Below are 16,864 nucleotides of genomic sequence, written 5' to 3' on the forward strand. Positions count from 1 at the left end.
GACGTGACGGGTGTTGTGACGCTGCCGGAAGGCACGGAAATGGTCATGCCCGGCGACAACATCGCAGTCGATGTGACGCTGATCGTGCCGATCGCCATGGAAGAGAAGCTCCGCTTCGCTATCCGTGAAGGCGGCCGCACCGTTGGTGCAGGGATTGTTTCTTCGATTATCGAGTAAAATCGTCTTCTGACGATTGAGTACGGGAAGGGCGGTCCTTGGGGCCGCCCTTTCTGCGTTTGAGCCCGGGCGGGTCTCTTCCCCCACGAATCGACTCTAATGTGTAGGTCTTGAACTTAGGGAACCTCGTCGCCATTTAAATTACTCGCCGAAGCAATTGATTCATCAATTCCCAGGCCCCGTCAGCGGGGTTCGAGGCTTTTCAGGTGTTGCAAGAACTTCATTGGCAAACGAATTTTGCCGCAACTCACTGGAAGTCGTAATATTGCCCTTGAAATGGTGACGGCTTTATGGAATGTACGCCGCCAATGCAGGGGAGTAGCTCAGTTGGTAGAGCGGCGGTCTCCAAAACCGTAGGTCGCAGGTTCGAACCCTGTCTCCCCTGCCAATGCATAATCTGCCGGGACACGATTGGATGGTGCCGCCGACAGATGTTTGGAAAAGAAGCGATCCGGGGACTTGCGTTTTTCCGGAATCGGTTCTATGTAACGTCAACAGACACGCGGTGCGTGGAGCTGAACGGTCAGCTTTACGGACCGCAATGGTGTGGACAGATGGTGTTGCAACAAGTTCAACACAGCATGTTTACAGCACAATGACACGCACGAGCGGTAAATGGCATCCAAAACGAATCCGATAACTTTTTTTCAGCAAGTGCGCGCTGAAACCGCAAAGGTCACATGGCCTTCGCGGCGCGAGACGCTCATTTCCACCGCGATGGTGATGGTAATGGCGGCTTTTGCTGCGGTCTTTTTTTTCGCGGCCGATCAGTTGATGGCATTCGGGATCGATCTCGTTCTCGGTCTTGGCCGTTAACGCAGGCTGAACAAAAATCGGGATTGGGAATAAGTAATGACCGCGCGCTGGTACATCGTTCACGCCTATTCGAATTTTGAAAAGAAGGTCGCTGAGTCGATCGAAGAAAAGGCGAGGCAGAAGGGTCTGTCGCACCTTTTCGAGAAGATCCTCGTGCCGACCGAGAAAGTGGTCGAGGTGCGTCGTGGCCGCAAGGTCGACGCCGAGCGCAAGTTCTTCCCGGGCTATGTCCTGGTTCGTGCCGATCTGACGGATGACGCATATCATCTGATCAAGAACACGCCGAAGGTGACCGGGTTCCTCGGTTCCGACAACAAGCCGATCGCAATCTCCGACAAGGAAGCCGAGCGCATCCTGACCCAGGTCCAGGAAGGCGTCGAGCGTCCTAAGGCTTCGATCTCGTTCGAGATCGGCGAAAGCGTTCGCGTTGCCGATGGTCCGTTCGCTTCGTTCAACGGCACCGTGCAGGAAGTCGACGAAGAGCGCTCGCGCCTCAAGGTGGAAGTTTCGATTTTCGGCCGCGCTACGCCGGTCGATCTCGAATTTGGTCAGGTCGAGAAGGTCTGATCATTGCGGCTCTAGGGTCGCGTGCCGCGCAAGCGGCGAACATGGTGGGAGGTGAGGCGATCTGAAGCCGGATCCCCGACCCGCACCACCAAACTGCAACCGCCGGTTTTCCGGCACAATGAAAAGGCAGAGAAGTTATGGCTAAGAAAGTAGCAGGCCAGCTCAAGCTGCAGGTTTCGGCAGGATCGGCAACGCCGTCCCCGCCGATCGGACCGGCACTTGGTCAGCGCGGCATCAACATCATGGAATTCTGCAAGGCGTTCAACGCGCAGACGCAGGAACTGGAAAAGGGTTCGCCCATTCCGGTCGTCATTACCTATTATCAGGACAAGTCCTTCACTTTTGTGATGAAGACGCCGCCGGTGTCTTACTTCCTGAAGAAGGCGGCAAACCTGAAGTCGGGCTCCAAGGAGCCAGGCAAGACGGTTGCCGGCAAGATTTCGCGCGACAAGGTCCGTGAAATCGCTGAAGCGAAGATGAAGGACCTGAACGCAGCGGACGTCGAAGCCGCAATGCGCATGGTCGAAGGTTCTGCCCGTTCGATGGGCCTGGAAGTGGTGGGCTAAGACGATGGCAAAACTTGCAAAGCGTGTAGCGAAGGTTCGCGAAGGCGTTGACCGCAACAAGCTGTATGACCTGACCTCGGCGATTGCCATGGTCAAGGAGCGTGCCGTTGCCAAGTTCGACGAGACGATCGAAGTCGCAATGAATCTCGGCGTTGATCCCCGCCATGCCGACCAGATGGTCCGCGGCGTCGTCAACCTGCCGAATGGCACGGGTCGCACGGTTCGCGTGGCTGTTTTCGCCCGCGGCGACAAGGCCGAAGAGGCCAAGAAGGCTGGTGCCGACATCGTTGGCGCCGAAGACCTGTTCGAGATCGTCAATGGCGGCAAGATCGATTTCGATCGCTGCATTGCGACCCCGGACATGATGCCGCTCGTCGGCCGTCTCGGTAAGGTTCTCGGCCCGCGCGGCATGATGCCAAACCCGAAGGTCGGTACGGTTACGGCTGACGTCACCGCTGCCGTCAAGGCTTCCAAGGGCGGCGCCGTAGAGTTCCGCGTCGAGAAGGCCGGTATCGTTCATGCGGGCGTTGGCAAGGCTTCGTTCGATGCCAAGGCGCTCGAAGAAAACATCAAGGCGTTCGCCGATGCCGTCACCAAGGCAAAGCCGGCTGGCGCCAAGGGTGAATACGTCAAGCGCGTCGCGATTTCGTCGACGATGGGCGCTGGCGTCAAGATCGATCCCGCAACGGTTCGCGTCGCGTAACCATTGCATCAATTCTCAAGCCCAAGCGTTTGAGATGAAAAGAATTCCAGGCCCTTCGGGGCCTGGATAACCGGATGAAAGTCCGGTTATCCTGTCCGAGATTGCGGGTGGTTCGCCTTAATTCGTATGAACCCGCATGAGACGTGGAACAACCAGGTTTGAGGGCGAAAGCCCGAGAACAAGGTTCGAACCGTAGTTGCCTTTCGCTATTGCCGGTTTCGGCAAGCAAGGGGGACAGGATCCTCAGGTGTTGCGTGGATCCAGTTTTCTAACTGGCCCCTTGCAGCAAAAGGCAACCCGGCAGGGACGCAATCAAGCGTTTCTGCCAAATGGAGAGAGACAGTGGAAAAAGCGGAAAAGCGCGAATTCGTCGCGTGGCTGAACGGGGTCTTCAAGGACTCTGGCTCAGTTGTCGTGGCCCACTATACCGGTCTCACCGTAGCGCAGTTGGGCGATCTTCGCTCCAAGATGCGTGATGCGGGTGGCACCGTTAAAGTCGCGAAGAACCGCCTCGCCAAAATCGCTCTTCAGGGTACGGATTCGGAAGGCATCGCTGACCTGTTCACAGGCCAGACACTCGTTGCCTATTCCAACGATCCGATTACGGCACCAAAGATCGCCATCGAATTTGCCAAGGGTAACGAAAAGCTCGTCATCCTCGGTGGCTCGATGGGAGCAACGACTCTCGACCCGGAAGGTGTAAAGGCTCTGGCCGCACTTCCGTCACTCGACGAGTTGCGCGCAAAGCTGGTTGGCATGATCCAGACCCCGGCCACGCGCATTGCTCAGATCGTCAACGCACCGGCAGGTCAGCTTGCCCGCGTTTTCGGCGCCTATGCCCGGAAGGACGAAGCGGCATAAGGCCGTTCTCGCTGTCAATTATCGAACCTTGTAAAGGAATATCACAATGACTGATCTCGCAAAGATCGTAGAAGACCTGTCCAACCTGACCGTTCTCGAAGCTGCTGAACTTTCGAAGCTTCTTGAAGAGAAGTGGGGCGTTTCCGCTGCTGCTCCGGTAGCTGTTGCTGCTGCCGCTGGCGGCGGTGCAGCTGCTGCCGCAGTTGAGGAAAAGACTGAATTCGACGTCGTTCTGACCGAAGCCGGCGCTAACAAGATCAACGTGATCAAGGAAGTCCGCGCAATCACCGGTCTCGGCCTCAAGGAAGCCAAGGACCTCGTTGAAGCAGCTCCGAAGCCGGTCAAGGAAGCCGCGACCAAGGACGAAGCTGACAAGATCAAGGCACAGCTCGAAGCTGCTGGCGCCAAGGTCGAACTCAAGTAAGTCTTGCGTTTTGGGCGGGCAGGGCAACCTGCCCGCCACTCCCGCGCTGCGGGTGATGCAGAATTCCCCTCCACGTTGGAGGGTCCGGTACTGAACCCTTTTCCTGACGGCAAGATTGATGCTTTCAGGAAACGGGTTTTGTCCCGTTCACGGGGCCGCAAATGCGGTTTTAAGAAACAGGCCAGTTTCTGGCATAAAGACGAGGAGCGACGATGGCTCAGACCCATTCTTTCAATGGTCGTAGGCGCGTACGCAAGTTTTTCGGTAAGATTCCGGAAGTCGCAGAGATGCCGAACCTCATCGAGGTTCAAAAAGCTTCCTACGATCAGTTTCTGATGGTGGAAGAGCCCAAGGGCGGGCGACTGGATGAAGGTCTGCAGGCTGTTTTCAAGTCTGTATTTCCGATTTCGGATTTCTCGGGCGCTTCCATGCTCGAATTCGTCAAGTACGAGTTCGAAGCTCCCAAGTTCGATGTGGATGAATGCCGGCAGCGCGATCTGACCTATGCAGCGCCGCTGAAGGTGACGCTGCGCCTCATCGTGTTCGATATCGACGAGGATACCGGCGCGAAGTCGATCAAGGACATCAAGGAACAGGACGTCTACATGGGCGATATGCCGCTCATGACGGACAACGGCACGTTCATTGTGAACGGCACCGAGCGCGTTATCGTATCGCAGATGCACCGTTCGCCGGGTGTGTTCTTCGATCACGACAAGGGCAAGACGCATTCGTCGGGCAAGCTTCTTTTCGCTGCCCGCGTCATTCCGTACCGCGGGTCCTGGCTCGACATCGAGTTCGATGCCAAGGACGTCGTCTATGCGCGTATCGATCGCCGCCGCAAGATTCCGGTGACGTCGCTGCTCATGGCGCTCGGCATGGATTCGGAAGAGATTCTTTCGACCTTCTATAACTCCATCACGTTCAGCCGTGACGGAGAAGGCTGGCGCATTCCCTATTCGGTCGACCGCTTCAAGGGCTTCAAGGCCACCTCCGACGTGATCGACGCCGACACCGGCGAAGTCGTGCTCGAATCTGGCAAGAAGCTGACCGCACGCAGTGCCAAGCAGCTTGCTGAAAAGGGCCTCAAGTTCATCAAGGCCACCGAGGACGACCTGTTCGGCTCGTATCTTGCCGAGGACATCGTCAACTTCGAGACCGGTGAGGTTTACCTCGAAGCCGGCGACGAACTTGATGAGAAGACCCTCAAGGTATTGCTCGATACCGGCACGGAAGAGATCAACGTTCTTGATATCGACCATGTCAATATCGGACCGTATATCCGCAACACGCTGGCCGTGGACAAGAACGAAAGCCGCCAGGATGCGCTGTTCGACATCTACCGCGTGATGCGTCCGGGTGAGCCGCCAACGATCGACTCGGCGGAAGCCATGTTCAAGTCGCTGTTCTTCGACAGCGAGCGTTATGATCTGTCGGCTGTCGGCCGCGTGAAGATGAACATGCGCCTCGACCTCAACGCGGAAGACACTGTTCGTGTCCTGCGCAAGGAAGACATCCTTGCCGTGGTCAAGATGCTTGTCGACCTGCGCGATGGCCGCGGTGAAATCGACGACATCGACAATCTCGGCAACCGCCGTGTCCGTTCGGTCGGCGAATTGATGGAGAACCAGTACCGTGTTGGCTTGCTGCGCATGGAGCGCGCCATCAAGGAACGCATGTCCTCGATCGAAATCGACACCGTGATGCCGCAGGATCTGATCAACGCGAAGCCGGCTGCCGCAGCCGTTCGCGAGTTCTTCGGTTCCTCGCAGCTGTCGCAGTTCATGGATCAGACCAACCCCTTGTCCGAGATCACGCACAAGCGTCGTCTTTCGGCACTTGGACCGGGCGGTCTGACCCGCGAGCGCGCCGGCTTCGAAGTTCGCGACGTCCATCCGACGCACTATGGCCGTATCTGCCCGATTGAAACGCCGGAAGGCCCGAATATCGGTCTGATCAACTCGCTCGCAACCTTCGCCCGCGTCAACAAGTATGGCTTCATCGAGAGCCCGTACCGCAAGATCGTTGACGGCAAGGTCACGGACGAAGTCGTCTATCTGTCGGCCATGGAAGAAGCCAAATATCACGTGGCCCAGGCCAATGTGGAACTGGACGCCACGGGCGGGTTCACCGACGAATTCGTCGTCTGCCGCCATGCCGGTGAAGTTCTGATGGCGCCGCGTGAAAACGTGGACCTGATGGACGTTTCGCCCAAGCAGCTCGTTTCGGTCGCCGCGGCGCTCATTCCGTTCCTCGAGAACGATGACGCCAACCGCGCCCTGATGGGTTCGAACATGCAGCGTCAGGCCGTTCCTCTGGTTCGCGCCGAGGCTCCGTTCGTCGGCACCGGCATGGAACCGATCGTTGCGCGCGACTCGGGCGCCGCTATCGGTGCACGCCGTACCGGTATCGTCGACCAGGTAGATGCGACCCGTATCGTTATCCGTGCGACGGAAGACCTCGTGCCCGGCAAGTCGGGCGTCGATATCTATCGCCTGATGAAGTTCCAGCGCTCGAACCAGAACACCTGTATCAACCAGCGTCCGCTGGTGCGTGTGGGTGACCGGATCGAGAAGGGCGACATCATCGCTGACGGTCCTTCGACCGATCTTGGCGATCTGGCGCTCGGCCGCAACGTGCTCGTCGCGTTCATGCCGTGGAATGGCTACAACTACGAAGACTCGATCCTGCTTTCCGAGAAGATCGTTTCGGACGACGTCTTCACCTCGATCCATATCGAGGAGTTCGAAGTCATGGCCCGCGACACGAAGCTCGGACCTGAGGAAATCACACGCGACATTCCGAACGTTTCGGAAGAAGCGCTGAAGAACCTCGACGAAGCCGGCATCGTCTATATCGGCGCCGAAGTTCAGCCGGGCGATATTCTCGTCGGCAAGATCACGCCGAAGGGCGAAAGCCCGATGACGCCGGAAGAAAAGCTTCTGCGCGCCATCTTCGGTGAAAAGGCTTCGGACGTCCGCGATACCTCGATGCGCATGCCGCCCGGGACCTACGGTACCGTTGTGGAAGTTCGCGTCTTCAATCGCCACGGCGTTGAGAAGGACGAACGCGCCATGGCAATCGAGCGCGAGGAAATCGAGCGTCTCGCCAAGGACCGTGACGACGAGCAGGCGATTCTCGACCGCAACGTCTATGGCCGCCTGGTCGATGTTCTCAACGGCAAGGTTGCCGTTGCCGGACCGAAGGCGTTCAAGAAGGGCACGACCGTTACCCAGGCAGTCATGGGTGAATACCCGCGCTCCCAGTGGTGGCAGTTTGCCGTCGAGGACGAGAAGGTACAGGGCGAAATCGAAGCTCTGCGCAACCAGTACGACGATTCCAAGAAGCTGCTCGAACAGCGCTTCATGGACAAGGTCGAGAAGGTTCAGCGCGGCGACGAGATGCCTCCTGGCGTCATGAAGATGGTCAAGGTCTTCGTCGCTGTGAAGCGCAAGATCCAGCCAGGCGACAAGATGGCCGGCCGTCACGGCAACAAGGGCGTTGTTTCGCGTATCGCCGCTGTTGAGGATATGCCGTTCCTTGAAGACGGAACGCATGTCGACATCGTGCTCAATCCGCTTGGCGTGCCAAGCCGCATGAATGTCGGTCAGATCCTCGAGACGCATCTCGGCTGGGCCTGCGCCGGCATGGGCAAGAAGATCGGCGAGCTGATCGAAGCCTACAAGGCACAGGGCGACATTGCGCCGCTCCGGACCACGATCGAATCGATCATTCCGGACAACGACCGCAATGAGCCGGTTCGCAACTATGACGACGAGAGCATCGTTCGTCTCGGCGAGCAGATGAAGCGCGGTGTATCGATTGCAACGCCGGTCTTCGACGGTGCGCATGAGCCGGACATCAACGTGATGCTGGAACAGGCGGGCCTGAAGTCCTCGGGTCAGTCGACGCTCTATGACGGACGTACGGGTGAAACGTTCGATCGCCAGGTTACAGTCGGCTACATCTATATGCTGAAGCTGCACCACCTGGTCGACGACAAGATCCACGCCCGTTCGATCGGACCTTACTCGCTTGTCACGCAGCAGCCGCTGGGTGGCAAGGCGCAGTTCGGTGGCCAGCGCTTCGGTGAAATGGAGGTCTGGGCCCTTGAAGCATACGGTGCGGCATACACGCTGCAGGAAATGCTGACGGTCAAGTCCGACGACGTTGCCGGTCGTACCAAAGTCTACGAGGCGATCGTCCGCGGTGACGATACGTTCGAGGCCGGCATTCCGGAGAGCTTCAACGTACTCGTCAAGGAAATGCGTTCGCTCGGACTCAATGTCGAACTGGACGATACACGACAGCAGGAACAACAGCAGGCGCTTCCAGACGCTGCTGAATAAGAAGGGAAGGGTGCGCAGTTTCGCTGCGCACCCGACCAGTATGTTCGAGCCGCTGCAGAAGCGGCATTTGATCCAGATGGACCCGCGGCGGCGGCTATCCATCGCAAGAAGAGGGCAAGCTTTGCCCCATGGAGAAACGGCATGAACCAAGAGGTCATGAATCTTTTCAATCCTCAGGTGCCTGTGCAGGCATTCGATTCCATCCGGATATCGATCGCCAGCCCTGAGAAGATTCTGTCCTGGTCATACGGTGAGATCAAGAAGCCGGAGACGATCAACTACCGCACCTTCAAGCCGGAGCGGGATGGTCTCTTCTGCGCGCGGATCTTCGGGCCGATCAAGGACTATGAATGCTTGTGCGGCAAGTACAAGCGTATGAAATACAAGGGCATCATATGCGAAAAGTGCGGCGTCGAAGTCACGCTGTCGCGCGTTCGCCGTGAGCGCATGGGCCATATCGAACTCGCGGCTCCAGTTGCACATATCTGGTTCCTGAAGTCGCTTCCGAGCCGTATCGGCACGCTGCTCGACATGACCCTCAAGGGCATCGAGCGCGTTCTCTATTTCGAGAACTACATCGTGACCGAGCCGGGCCTGACAGCTCTCAAGGAACACCAGCTTCTTTCTGAAGAAGAGTACATGATCGCTGTCGACGAATACGGTGAGGACGCCTTCACGGCGCTCATCGGCGCCGAAGCCATTCATGAACTTCTTGCTTCGATGGATCTCGAAAAGATCGCCGGCGACCTGCGGGCGGAACTTGCCGAGACGACCTCGGATCTGAAGCAGAAGAAGCTGATGAAGCGTCTGAAGATCGTCGAGAACTTCCTGGAATCGGGCAACCGTCCGGAATGGATGATCATGAAGATCGTTCCGGTCATACCGCCCGATCTGCGCCCGCTCGTGCCGCTCGATGGCGGCCGTTTCGCGACGTCCGATCTCAACGATCTGTATCGCCGCGTCATCAACCGTAACAACCGCCTGAAGCGCCTGATCGAACTGCGCGCGCCCGGCATCATCATCCGCAACGAGAAGCGCATGCTTCAGGAGTCGGTTGATGCTCTGTTCGACAACGGCCGCCGCGGCCGCGTCATCACCGGCGCCAACAAGCGTCCGCTGAAGTCGCTGTCCGACATGCTCAAGGGCAAGCAGGGCCGCTTCCGTCAGAACCTGCTCGGCAAGCGCGTCGACTATTCCGGCCGTTCGGTTATCGTGACCGGTCCGGAGTTGAAGCTCCACCAGTGCGGCTTGCCGAAGAAGATGGCGCTCGAACTGTTCAAGCCGTTCATCTACGCCCGTCTCGACGCCAAGGGTTACTCCTCGACCGTCAAGCAGGCGAAGAAGCTGGTTGAAAAGGAAAAGCCGGAAGTCTGGGATATCCTCGACGAGGTCATCCGCGAGCACCCGGTTCTCCTGAACCGCGCGCCGACGCTGCACCGTCTTGGCATCCAGGCCTTCGAGCCCACCCTGATCGAAGGCAAGGCCATCCAGCTGCATCCGCTCGTCTGTACCGCTTTCAACGCGGACTTCGACGGCGACCAGATGGCTGTTCACGTGCCGCTTTCGCTGGAAGCCCAGCTCGAAGCCCGCGTCCTGATGATGTCGACGAACAACATCCTGCATCCCGCCAACGGTCTGCCGGTTATCGTTCCGTCGCAGGACATGGTTCTCGGTCTCTATTACCTGTCGATCGTCGCGGCCAAGGAGCCGGGCGAGGGCATGGCGTTCGCTGATATGGGCGAGCTTCACCACGCCATCGGCAGCGGTGCGGTTACCCTGCACACCAAGATCAAGGGCCGCTTCAAGAGCATCGATGCGGACGGCAAGCCGACCTCGAAGATCTATGAGACCACACCCGGCCGCATGATCATCGGCGAACTGCTGCCGAAACACCACAACGTGCCTTTCGACATCTGCAACCAGGAAATGACCAAGAAGAACATCTCCAAGATGATCGACACGGTCTATCGCCATTGCGGTCAGAAAGAGACGGTCATTTTCTGCGATCGCATCATGCAGCTCGGCTTCGCCCATGCCTGCCGCGCCGGCATTTCGTTCGGCAAGGACGACATGGTCATTCCGGAAACCAAGGCGAAGCTCGTTGCCGAGACCGAAGCTCTGGCGACGGAATACGAGCAGCAGTACAATGACGGCCTGATCACTCAGGGCGAGAAGTACAACAAGGTTGTCGACGCTTGGGGCAAGTGCACCGAGAAGGTCGCCGACGAAATGATGGCACGCATCAAGGCCGTCGAGTTCGATCCTGTTACTGGCCGCCAGAAGCAGATGAACTCGATCTACATGATGTCGCACTCGGGTGCTCGTGGTTCGCCGAACCAGATGCGTCAGCTTGGCGGCATGCGCGGCCTGATGGCCAAGCCCTCGGGCGAGATCATCGAGACGCCGATCATTTCGAACTTCAAGGAAGGTCTGACCGTTAACGAGTACTTCAACTCGACCCACGGTGCCCGTAAGGGTCTCGCCGACACCGCCTTGAAGACGGCCAACTCCGGTTACCTGACACGCCGTCTTGTTGACGTCGCGCAGGATTGCATCGTCATCTCGACCGATTGCGGTACGACCACCGGTCTTACCATGCAGCCGATCGTCGATGCCGGTCAGGTCGTCGCGACCCTCGGCCAGCGTGTCCTCGGCCGTACGGCGCTCGAAGATATCGTGCATCCGGTCTCCAGCGACGTTCTCGTCGCCGGCGGCAAGATCATCGACGAGTTCGATGTCGACGCGATCGAAAAGGCTGGCGTTCAGTCGATTCGCATCCGTTCGGCGCTGACTTGCGAGACGCGCGGCGGTATCTGCGCCAAGTGCTATGGCCGCGATCTGGCCCGTGGTACGCCGGTCAACCAGGGTGAAGCTGTCGGCGTTATCGCCGCGCAGTCGATCGGTGAGCCGGGCACGCAGCTGACGATGCGTACGTTCCACCTTGGTGGTACGGCACAGGTTGTCGATCAGTCGTTCCTCGAAGCAAGCTACGAGGGTACGGTCCAGATCCGCAACCGCAACGTGGTGCGCAACTCGGACGGCCATCTGGTCGTCATGGGCCGCAACATGGCTGTCGTCATTCTCGATGCAAACGGCAAGGAACGCGCCACGCACCGCGTCACCTACGGTTCGCGCATCTATGTCGATGATGGTGACAACGTGAAGCGCGGCCAGCGCATTGCCGAGTGGGATCCATATACCCGTCCGGTCATGACGGAAGTCGAAGGTCATGTCGAATTCGAAGACATGGTCGATGGTCTTTCGGTCGCGGAAACGACGGACGAGTCGACGGGCATCACCAAGCGCGTCGTCATCGACTGGCGTTCGACCCCGCGCGGCTCTGATCTGAAGCCTGCCATCGTCGTCAAGGACAAGGCCGGCAAGGTGATGAAATTGGCAAAGGGCGGCGATGCACGCTTCCAGTTGTCGGTCGAGTCGATCCTTTCGGTCGAGCCGGGTTCGCATGTGAAAGCGGGTGACGTTCTTGCCCGTATTCCGATGGAAAGCGCCAAGACCAAGGACATCACCGGTGGTCTGCCGCGCGTTGCGGAACTGTTCGAGGCACGTCGTCCGAAGGACCATGCGATCATCGCTGAGATCGATGGTACGGTTCGTTTCGGCCGTGACTACAAGAACAAGCGTCGTATCGTCATCGAACCGAACGACGAGACGCTCGAGCCTGTCGAGTATCTGATCCCCAAGGGCAAGCCGTTCCATCTTCAGGACGGTGACGCCATCGAAAAGGGCGATTATATCCTCGACGGCAATCCGGCGCCGCACGACATCCTGGCCATCAAGGGCGTGGAAGCACTTGCTTCCTACCTCGTCAACGAAATCCAGGAAGTTTACCGGTTGCAGGGCGTTCTGATCAACGACAAGCACATCGAAGTGATTGTCCGTCAGATGCTGCAGAAGGTCGAGATCACCGAATCCGGCGATACCGGCTTTATCCCCGGCGATCATGTCGATCGTATCGAGCTCGACGAGATCAACGAGCGTCTTGAGGAAGACGGCAAGAAGCCGGGCTACGGTGTTCCGGTTCTTCTCGGCATCACCAAGGCCTCGCTGCAGACCCCGTCGTTCATCTCGGCGGCATCCTTCCAGGAAACGACCCGCGTCCTCACCGAAGCGGCCGTTGCCGGCAAGATGGATGCTCTTCAGGGCCTGAAGGAAAACGTCATCGTCGGACGTCTGATCCCGGCAGGTACCGGCGGCACGGTCAAGCAGATCCGCCGCATTGCCGTGGCTCGCGACGAGCTTATCATCGACGAGCGCCGCAAGGAGTCCGGGGCAACGGCTGCCAAGGCAAGCCCGATGCTCGCGGATATGACGGACCAGTCCGCCGCCGAATAAGGCTGGTTGAACCAAATGAAGAGGCCGCCGCGAGTTGATCGCGGCGGCCTTGTCTATTCCAGCCTGTTGATCCGGTTTCTATTCGTTGAACTCGATGAGTGCCGCCTGGCCCGTAAGCGCATTCTGCCAGGCAGAGCGGTGCGGTTCCTCATCCGGCTCTTCGGTGATCGTGCCGATTTCGAGAAGTTCAGCTTCGTCATAGCCTTCGTTGGCGAGAATCTGCAGAGCGATGTTCACCAGATTTTCGGTGTCGTCGGTCATGAGCAGCAGATGGACCTGCCTCGGGTCCTCGTCCTTCTCCTTCCAGACGTCGGCGACGATGAGATTGACCGGTTTTGGTGGGTCTTCAGCCATTCGATGATTCCCTTGGCAAACAATGCTGATGATGGATTTGAACATGTCCTAGCACGAACGGTTGCGACGTCGTCGTGGAATACGTGAAATTTTGCTTGAAATAATGCCTGTTCAGCGAAACTATCTTTCAATAGGCCGGTGCTGCGCTCCTAAAGCGCGCAAACCTTAATAAATCTTGGCGTTCAGGCTTGACTGTAACGCAATGACCAAGTATCAGCACGCCATCTGAGCCGATGTGAGATTGGCTTTTTCGGAGCGACTCGCTCTGGAGTTCATCTCAAACAGGGTTCGTTTTACGATCGATATGCAATTGCCGCTCGCACGAGGCCTTATGGTCTCCTCTGCTTTTATTCGGGCAAGCCACCAACCGGTGGTTCTGTTGCCCGAATTCGTGCATGAGCATGGCGCTGAAACGGCCCTGACGGGCGAAGATACGAGATTTGTGAAAGAGGGAAGGTTGAATGCCTACCGTAAACCAGCTGATCCGCAAGCCGCGCGTTGCGCCGGTAAAGCGCAATAAAGTCCCTGCTCTGCAGGAAAACCCGCAGAAGCGCGGCGTTTGCACTCGCGTCTACACGACGACCCCGAAGAAGCCGAACTCGGCTCTGCGTAAGGTCGCCAAGGTGCGTCTGACGAACGGATTTGAAGTCATCGGATATATTCCGGGTGAGGGGCATAACCTTCAGGAACACTCCGTCGTGATGATCCGCGGCGGCCGTGTAAAGGACTTGCCGGGTGTTCGTTACCACATCATCCGTGGTGTTCTGGATACCCAGGGCGTTAAGAACCGCAAGCAGCGCCGTTCGAAGTACGGTGCGAAGCGTCCGAAGTAAGATTTACCCGGGCTCAAGCCATGTGTGGCGAGCCTGACGAAGCGAAGAGACAGAGAATATGTCCAGACGCCATAGTGCAGAAAAGCGTGAGATCAACCCGGATCCGAAGTTCGGTGATCTCGTTCTGACCAAGTTCATGAATGCAGTCATGCTTCATGGCAAGAAGTCCGTTGCGGAGCGCATCGTTTACGGTGCGCTTGAGTCCGTCGAAACCAAGAGCAAGCAGGAGCCGGTTGCCCTGTTCCATCAGGCTCTCGACAATGTTGCGCCGCACGTCGAAGTGCGCTCGCGCCGCGTTGGTGGTGCAACGTACCAGGTTCCGGTCGACGTTCGTCCCGAGCGCCGTCAGGCTCTTGCCATCCGTTGGCTCATCAATGCAGCCCGTGGCCGCAACGAGTCGACCATGGTCGATCGCCTGTCCGGTGAACTGCTGGATGCTGCAAACAACCGCGGCTCGGCTGTGAAGAAGCGTGAAGACACGCATCGCATGGCAGAAGCCAACCGCGCATTCTCGCATTACCGCTGGTAATCGTCGAAACCCTATTCTTGAAGGCAACCTATCATGGCCCGCGAATATAAAATCGAAGACTACCGTAATTTCGGTATCATGGCGCACATCGACGCCGGCAAGACCACGACGACCGAGCGTATCCTTTACTACACCGGTAAGTCGCACAAGATCGGTGAAGTCCACGATGGCGCCGCAACCATGGACTGGATGGAGCAGGAGCAGGAGCGTGGCATCACGATCACCTCTGCTGCGACCACCACGTTCTGGAAGGGCCGTGACGGCAAGATGCGCCGTTTCAACATCATCGACACGCCTGGCCACGTCGACTTCACGATTGAAGTTGAACGCTCGCTGCGCGTTCTCGACGGTGCGATTGCTCTCCTCGACGCCAATGCCGGTGTCGAGCCGCAGACTGAAACCGTCTGGCGTCAGGCTGAGAAGTATCATGTCCCGCGCATGATCTTCGTCAACAAGATGGACAAGACCGGCGCCGATTTCTATCGCTGCGTCGACATGGTCAAGAGCCGTCTTGGCGCGAAAGCGCTCGTCATGCAGCTGCCGATCGGTGCCGAGAACGAGTTCAAGGGCGTTATCGACCTCATCGAGATGAAGGCTCTTGTTTGGCGCGACGAACAACTCGGCGCCCAGTGGGACGTCGTCGAGATTCCGGCCGACCTGAAGGACAAGGCTGAAGAATTCCGTGAGAAGCTCATCGAGACCGCTGTTGAGGTCGAGGAAGCTGCCATGGAAGCCTATCTCGAAGGCAATATGCCTGACAACGACAAGCTGCGCGCGCTCATCCGCGTCGGCACCTGCCGCGTCGAATTCCACCCGGTATTCTGCGGCTCGGCCTTCAAGAACAAGGGCGTTCAGCCGCTGCTCGATGGTGTCGTAGAATTCTTGCCTTCGCCGGTCGACGTTCCTCCGATCAGGGGTATCGATCCCAAGACCGATGCGGAAACCGTTCGCAAGTCTTCTGACGAAGAGCCGCTTTCGATGCTCGCATTCAAGATCATGAACGATCCGTTCGTCGGTTCGCTCACGTTCTGCCGCATCTACTCGGGCAAGCTTACCAAGGGTATCTCGCTCGACAACACTGTGAAGCTCAAGCGTGAACGCATCGGCCGCATGCTGCAGATGCACTCCAATTCGCGTGAAGACATCGAAGAAGCATTTGCCGGCGACATCGTTGCCCTGGCAGGCCTCAAGGAAACGACGACGGGCGACACGCTCTGCGATCCGCTGAAGCCGGTCATTCTGGAACGCATGGTGTTTCCGGAACCGGTTATCTCGATCGCGATTGAGCCGAAGACCAAGGCCGACCAGGAAAAGATGGGCCTCGCGCTTAATCGCCTTGCTGCTGAAGATCCTTCATTCCGCGTCAAGTCGGACGAAGAATCCGGCCAGACGATCATTTCCGGCATGGGCGAGCTTCATCTCGACATTCTCGTTGACCGTATGCGTCGTGAGTTCAAGGTCGAGGCGAATGTCGGCAATCCGCAGGTTGCCTATCGTGAATCGATCACCCGCAAGGCTGAAATCGACTACACGCACAAGAAGCAGTCCGGTGGTTCGGGTCAGTTCGCCCGCATCAAGGTCGTCTTCGAGCCGCATGATGGCGACGAGTTCATCTTCGAATCGAAGATCGTCGGCGGTGCGATCCCGAAGGAATACATCCCTGGTGTTGAAAAGGGTATCCTGAGCGTTATGGGTGCGGGTCCGCTCGCAGGCTTCCCGATGCTCGGCGTGAAAGCCACGCTGATCGACGGCGCCTACCATGATGTGGACTCCTCGGTTCTTGCCTTCGAAATCGCAGCCCGCGCTGCATTCCGCGAAGGTGCGCAGAAGGCCGGTGCCCAGCTGCTTGAACCGATCATGAAGGTCGAGGTCGTAACTCCTGAAGATTACGTCGGTGACGTGATTGGCGATCTGAACTCACGTCGTGGTCAGATTTCGGGTACGGAAGCTCGTGGTATCGCGACCGTCGTCAATGCAAACGTGCCGCTGGCCAACATGTTTGGCTATGTGAGCAACCTGCGTTCGATGAGCCAGGGTCGTGCGCAGTACACGATGCAGTTCGATCACTACGAGCCTGTTCCGACGGCAGTCGCGCAGGAAATCCAGAAGAAGTTTGCGTAACCATAAGGTTGCGCGTGACAGTTGAGAAGCCTGAGCAGGCGAACATATAACGGAGAGCTCAGATGGCTAAGAGCAAGTTTGAACGTAACAAGCCGCACGTCAACATTGGCACGATTGGTCACGTTGACCATGGCAAGACGTCGTTGACGGCAGCGATTACGAAGTATTTTGGTGAGTACAAGGCGTACGACCAGATCGACGCAGCGCCGGA

General features: G+C 57.9%; 14 protein-coding genes and 1 tRNA gene. 14 read left to right on the plus strand and 1 reads right to left on the minus strand.

Annotated elements, in window-relative coordinates:
- The 10 genes from AC1DNI_RS22445 to rpoC all read left to right on the plus strand — a co-directional run.
- Nucleotides 1-177 (plus strand): EF-Tu C-terminal domain-related protein (locus AC1DNI_RS22445; RefSeq protein ID WP_477693480.1); only part of this gene is annotated, 177 nt, incomplete at its 5' end.
- A 312-nt stretch (nucleotides 178-489) separates the two neighbouring features.
- Nucleotides 490-565: transfer RNA gene (locus AC1DNI_RS22450), tRNA-Trp, on the plus strand.
- A gap of 227 nt (nucleotides 566-792) precedes the next feature.
- Entirely contained in the window at nucleotides 793-993 is a 201-nt protein-coding gene (gene secE, locus AC1DNI_RS22455) for a preprotein translocase subunit SecE (RefSeq protein WP_027229727.1), read from the plus strand.
- Nucleotides 994-1,029: 36 nt separating this feature from the next.
- Nucleotides 1,030-1,560, plus strand: coding sequence for a transcription termination/antitermination protein NusG (gene nusG / locus AC1DNI_RS22460; RefSeq protein WP_027229726.1), 531 nt, complete (start codon nucleotides 1,030-1,032; stop codon nucleotides 1,558-1,560).
- A 137-nt stretch (nucleotides 1,561-1,697) separates the two neighbouring features.
- Nucleotides 1,698-2,126, plus strand: a complete 429-nt coding sequence (gene rplK / locus AC1DNI_RS22465; RefSeq protein WP_027229725.1) for a 50S ribosomal protein L11 — start codon at nucleotides 1,698-1,700, stop codon at nucleotides 2,124-2,126.
- Between the two features lie 4 nt (nucleotides 2,127-2,130).
- A complete protein-coding gene (rplA, locus tag AC1DNI_RS22470; protein ID WP_091925812.1) occupies nucleotides 2,131-2,829 on the plus strand; it encodes a 50S ribosomal protein L1 in 699 nt (232 codons plus the stop codon).
- A 342-nt stretch (nucleotides 2,830-3,171) separates the two neighbouring features.
- Complete coding sequence (rplJ, locus tag AC1DNI_RS22475) at nucleotides 3,172-3,690, plus strand: 50S ribosomal protein L10 (RefSeq protein WP_027229723.1); 519 nt, start codon at nucleotides 3,172-3,174, stop codon at nucleotides 3,688-3,690.
- Nucleotides 3,691-3,736: 46 nt separating this feature from the next.
- Nucleotides 3,737-4,114 (plus strand): 50S ribosomal protein L7/L12, encoded by a 378-nt coding sequence (gene rplL / locus AC1DNI_RS22480; protein ID WP_027229722.1) that lies wholly within the window; start codon nucleotides 3,737-3,739, stop codon nucleotides 4,112-4,114.
- A gap of 212 nt (nucleotides 4,115-4,326) precedes the next feature.
- Nucleotides 4,327-8,463 (plus strand): DNA-directed RNA polymerase subunit beta, encoded by a 4,137-nt coding sequence (rpoB, locus tag AC1DNI_RS22485; RefSeq protein WP_027229721.1) that lies wholly within the window; start codon nucleotides 4,327-4,329, stop codon nucleotides 8,461-8,463.
- A gap of 141 nt (nucleotides 8,464-8,604) precedes the next feature.
- Nucleotides 8,605-12,816 carry a DNA-directed RNA polymerase subunit beta' gene (gene rpoC, locus AC1DNI_RS22490; RefSeq protein WP_027229720.1) on the plus strand — a complete coding sequence of 1,404 codons (4,212 nt, stop codon included), beginning with the start codon at nucleotides 8,605-8,607 and terminating at the stop codon, nucleotides 12,814-12,816.
- Nucleotides 12,817-12,894: 78 nt separating this feature from the next.
- On the opposite strand, the gene AC1DNI_RS22495 is transcribed toward rpoC, so the two are convergent.
- Complete coding sequence (locus tag AC1DNI_RS22495) at nucleotides 12,895-13,203, minus strand: hypothetical protein (protein WP_477693488.1); 309 nt, start codon at nucleotides 13,201-13,203, stop codon at nucleotides 12,895-12,897.
- Nucleotides 13,204-13,631: 428 nt separating this feature from the next.
- Here AC1DNI_RS22495 and rpsL point away from each other — a divergent pair, with 428 nt between their 5' ends.
- The 4 genes from rpsL to AC1DNI_RS22515 all read left to right on the plus strand — a co-directional run.
- A complete protein-coding gene (gene rpsL / locus AC1DNI_RS22500; protein ID WP_027229718.1) occupies nucleotides 13,632-14,003 on the plus strand; it encodes a 30S ribosomal protein S12 in 372 nt (123 codons plus the stop codon).
- 58 nt (nucleotides 14,004-14,061) lie between these two features.
- Entirely contained in the window at nucleotides 14,062-14,532 is a 471-nt protein-coding gene (gene rpsG, locus AC1DNI_RS22505; protein WP_027229717.1) for a 30S ribosomal protein S7, read from the plus strand.
- A gap of 33 nt (nucleotides 14,533-14,565) precedes the next feature.
- Nucleotides 14,566-16,653 carry an elongation factor G gene (gene fusA, locus AC1DNI_RS22510; RefSeq protein ID WP_477693487.1) on the plus strand — a complete coding sequence of 696 codons (2,088 nt, stop codon included), beginning with the start codon at nucleotides 14,566-14,568 and terminating at the stop codon, nucleotides 16,651-16,653.
- Between the two features lie 62 nt (nucleotides 16,654-16,715).
- A partial coding sequence (locus AC1DNI_RS22515; protein ID WP_421363080.1) for a GTP-binding protein occupies nucleotides 16,716-16,864 on the plus strand: 149 nt, incomplete at its 3' end.

The organism is Phyllobacterium sp. 01N428 (assembly GCF_056399405.1).

Coding starts and splice junctions, on each gene's coding strand:
- nusG (WP_027229726.1), top strand. CDS start 1,030: ATGACCGCGCGCTGGTACATCGTTCACGCCTATTCGAATTTTGAAAAG.
- rpsG (WP_027229717.1), top strand. CDS start 14,062: ATGTCCAGACGCCATAGTGCAGAAAAGCGTGAGATCAACCCGGATCCG.
- rpoC (WP_027229720.1), top strand. CDS start 8,605: ATGAACCAAGAGGTCATGAATCTTTTCAATCCTCAGGTGCCTGTGCAG.
- rpsL (WP_027229718.1), top strand. CDS start 13,632: ATGCCTACCGTAAACCAGCTGATCCGCAAGCCGCGCGTTGCGCCGGTA.
- secE (WP_027229727.1), top strand. CDS start 793: ATGGCATCCAAAACGAATCCGATAACTTTTTTTCAGCAAGTGCGCGCT.
- fusA (WP_477693487.1), top strand. CDS start 14,566: ATGGCCCGCGAATATAAAATCGAAGACTACCGTAATTTCGGTATCATG.
- rplA (WP_091925812.1), top strand. CDS start 2,131: ATGGCAAAACTTGCAAAGCGTGTAGCGAAGGTTCGCGAAGGCGTTGAC.
- rplL (WP_027229722.1), top strand. CDS start 3,737: ATGACTGATCTCGCAAAGATCGTAGAAGACCTGTCCAACCTGACCGTT.
- rplK (WP_027229725.1), top strand. CDS start 1,698: ATGGCTAAGAAAGTAGCAGGCCAGCTCAAGCTGCAGGTTTCGGCAGGA.
- rpoB (WP_027229721.1), top strand. CDS start 4,327: ATGGCTCAGACCCATTCTTTCAATGGTCGTAGGCGCGTACGCAAGTTT.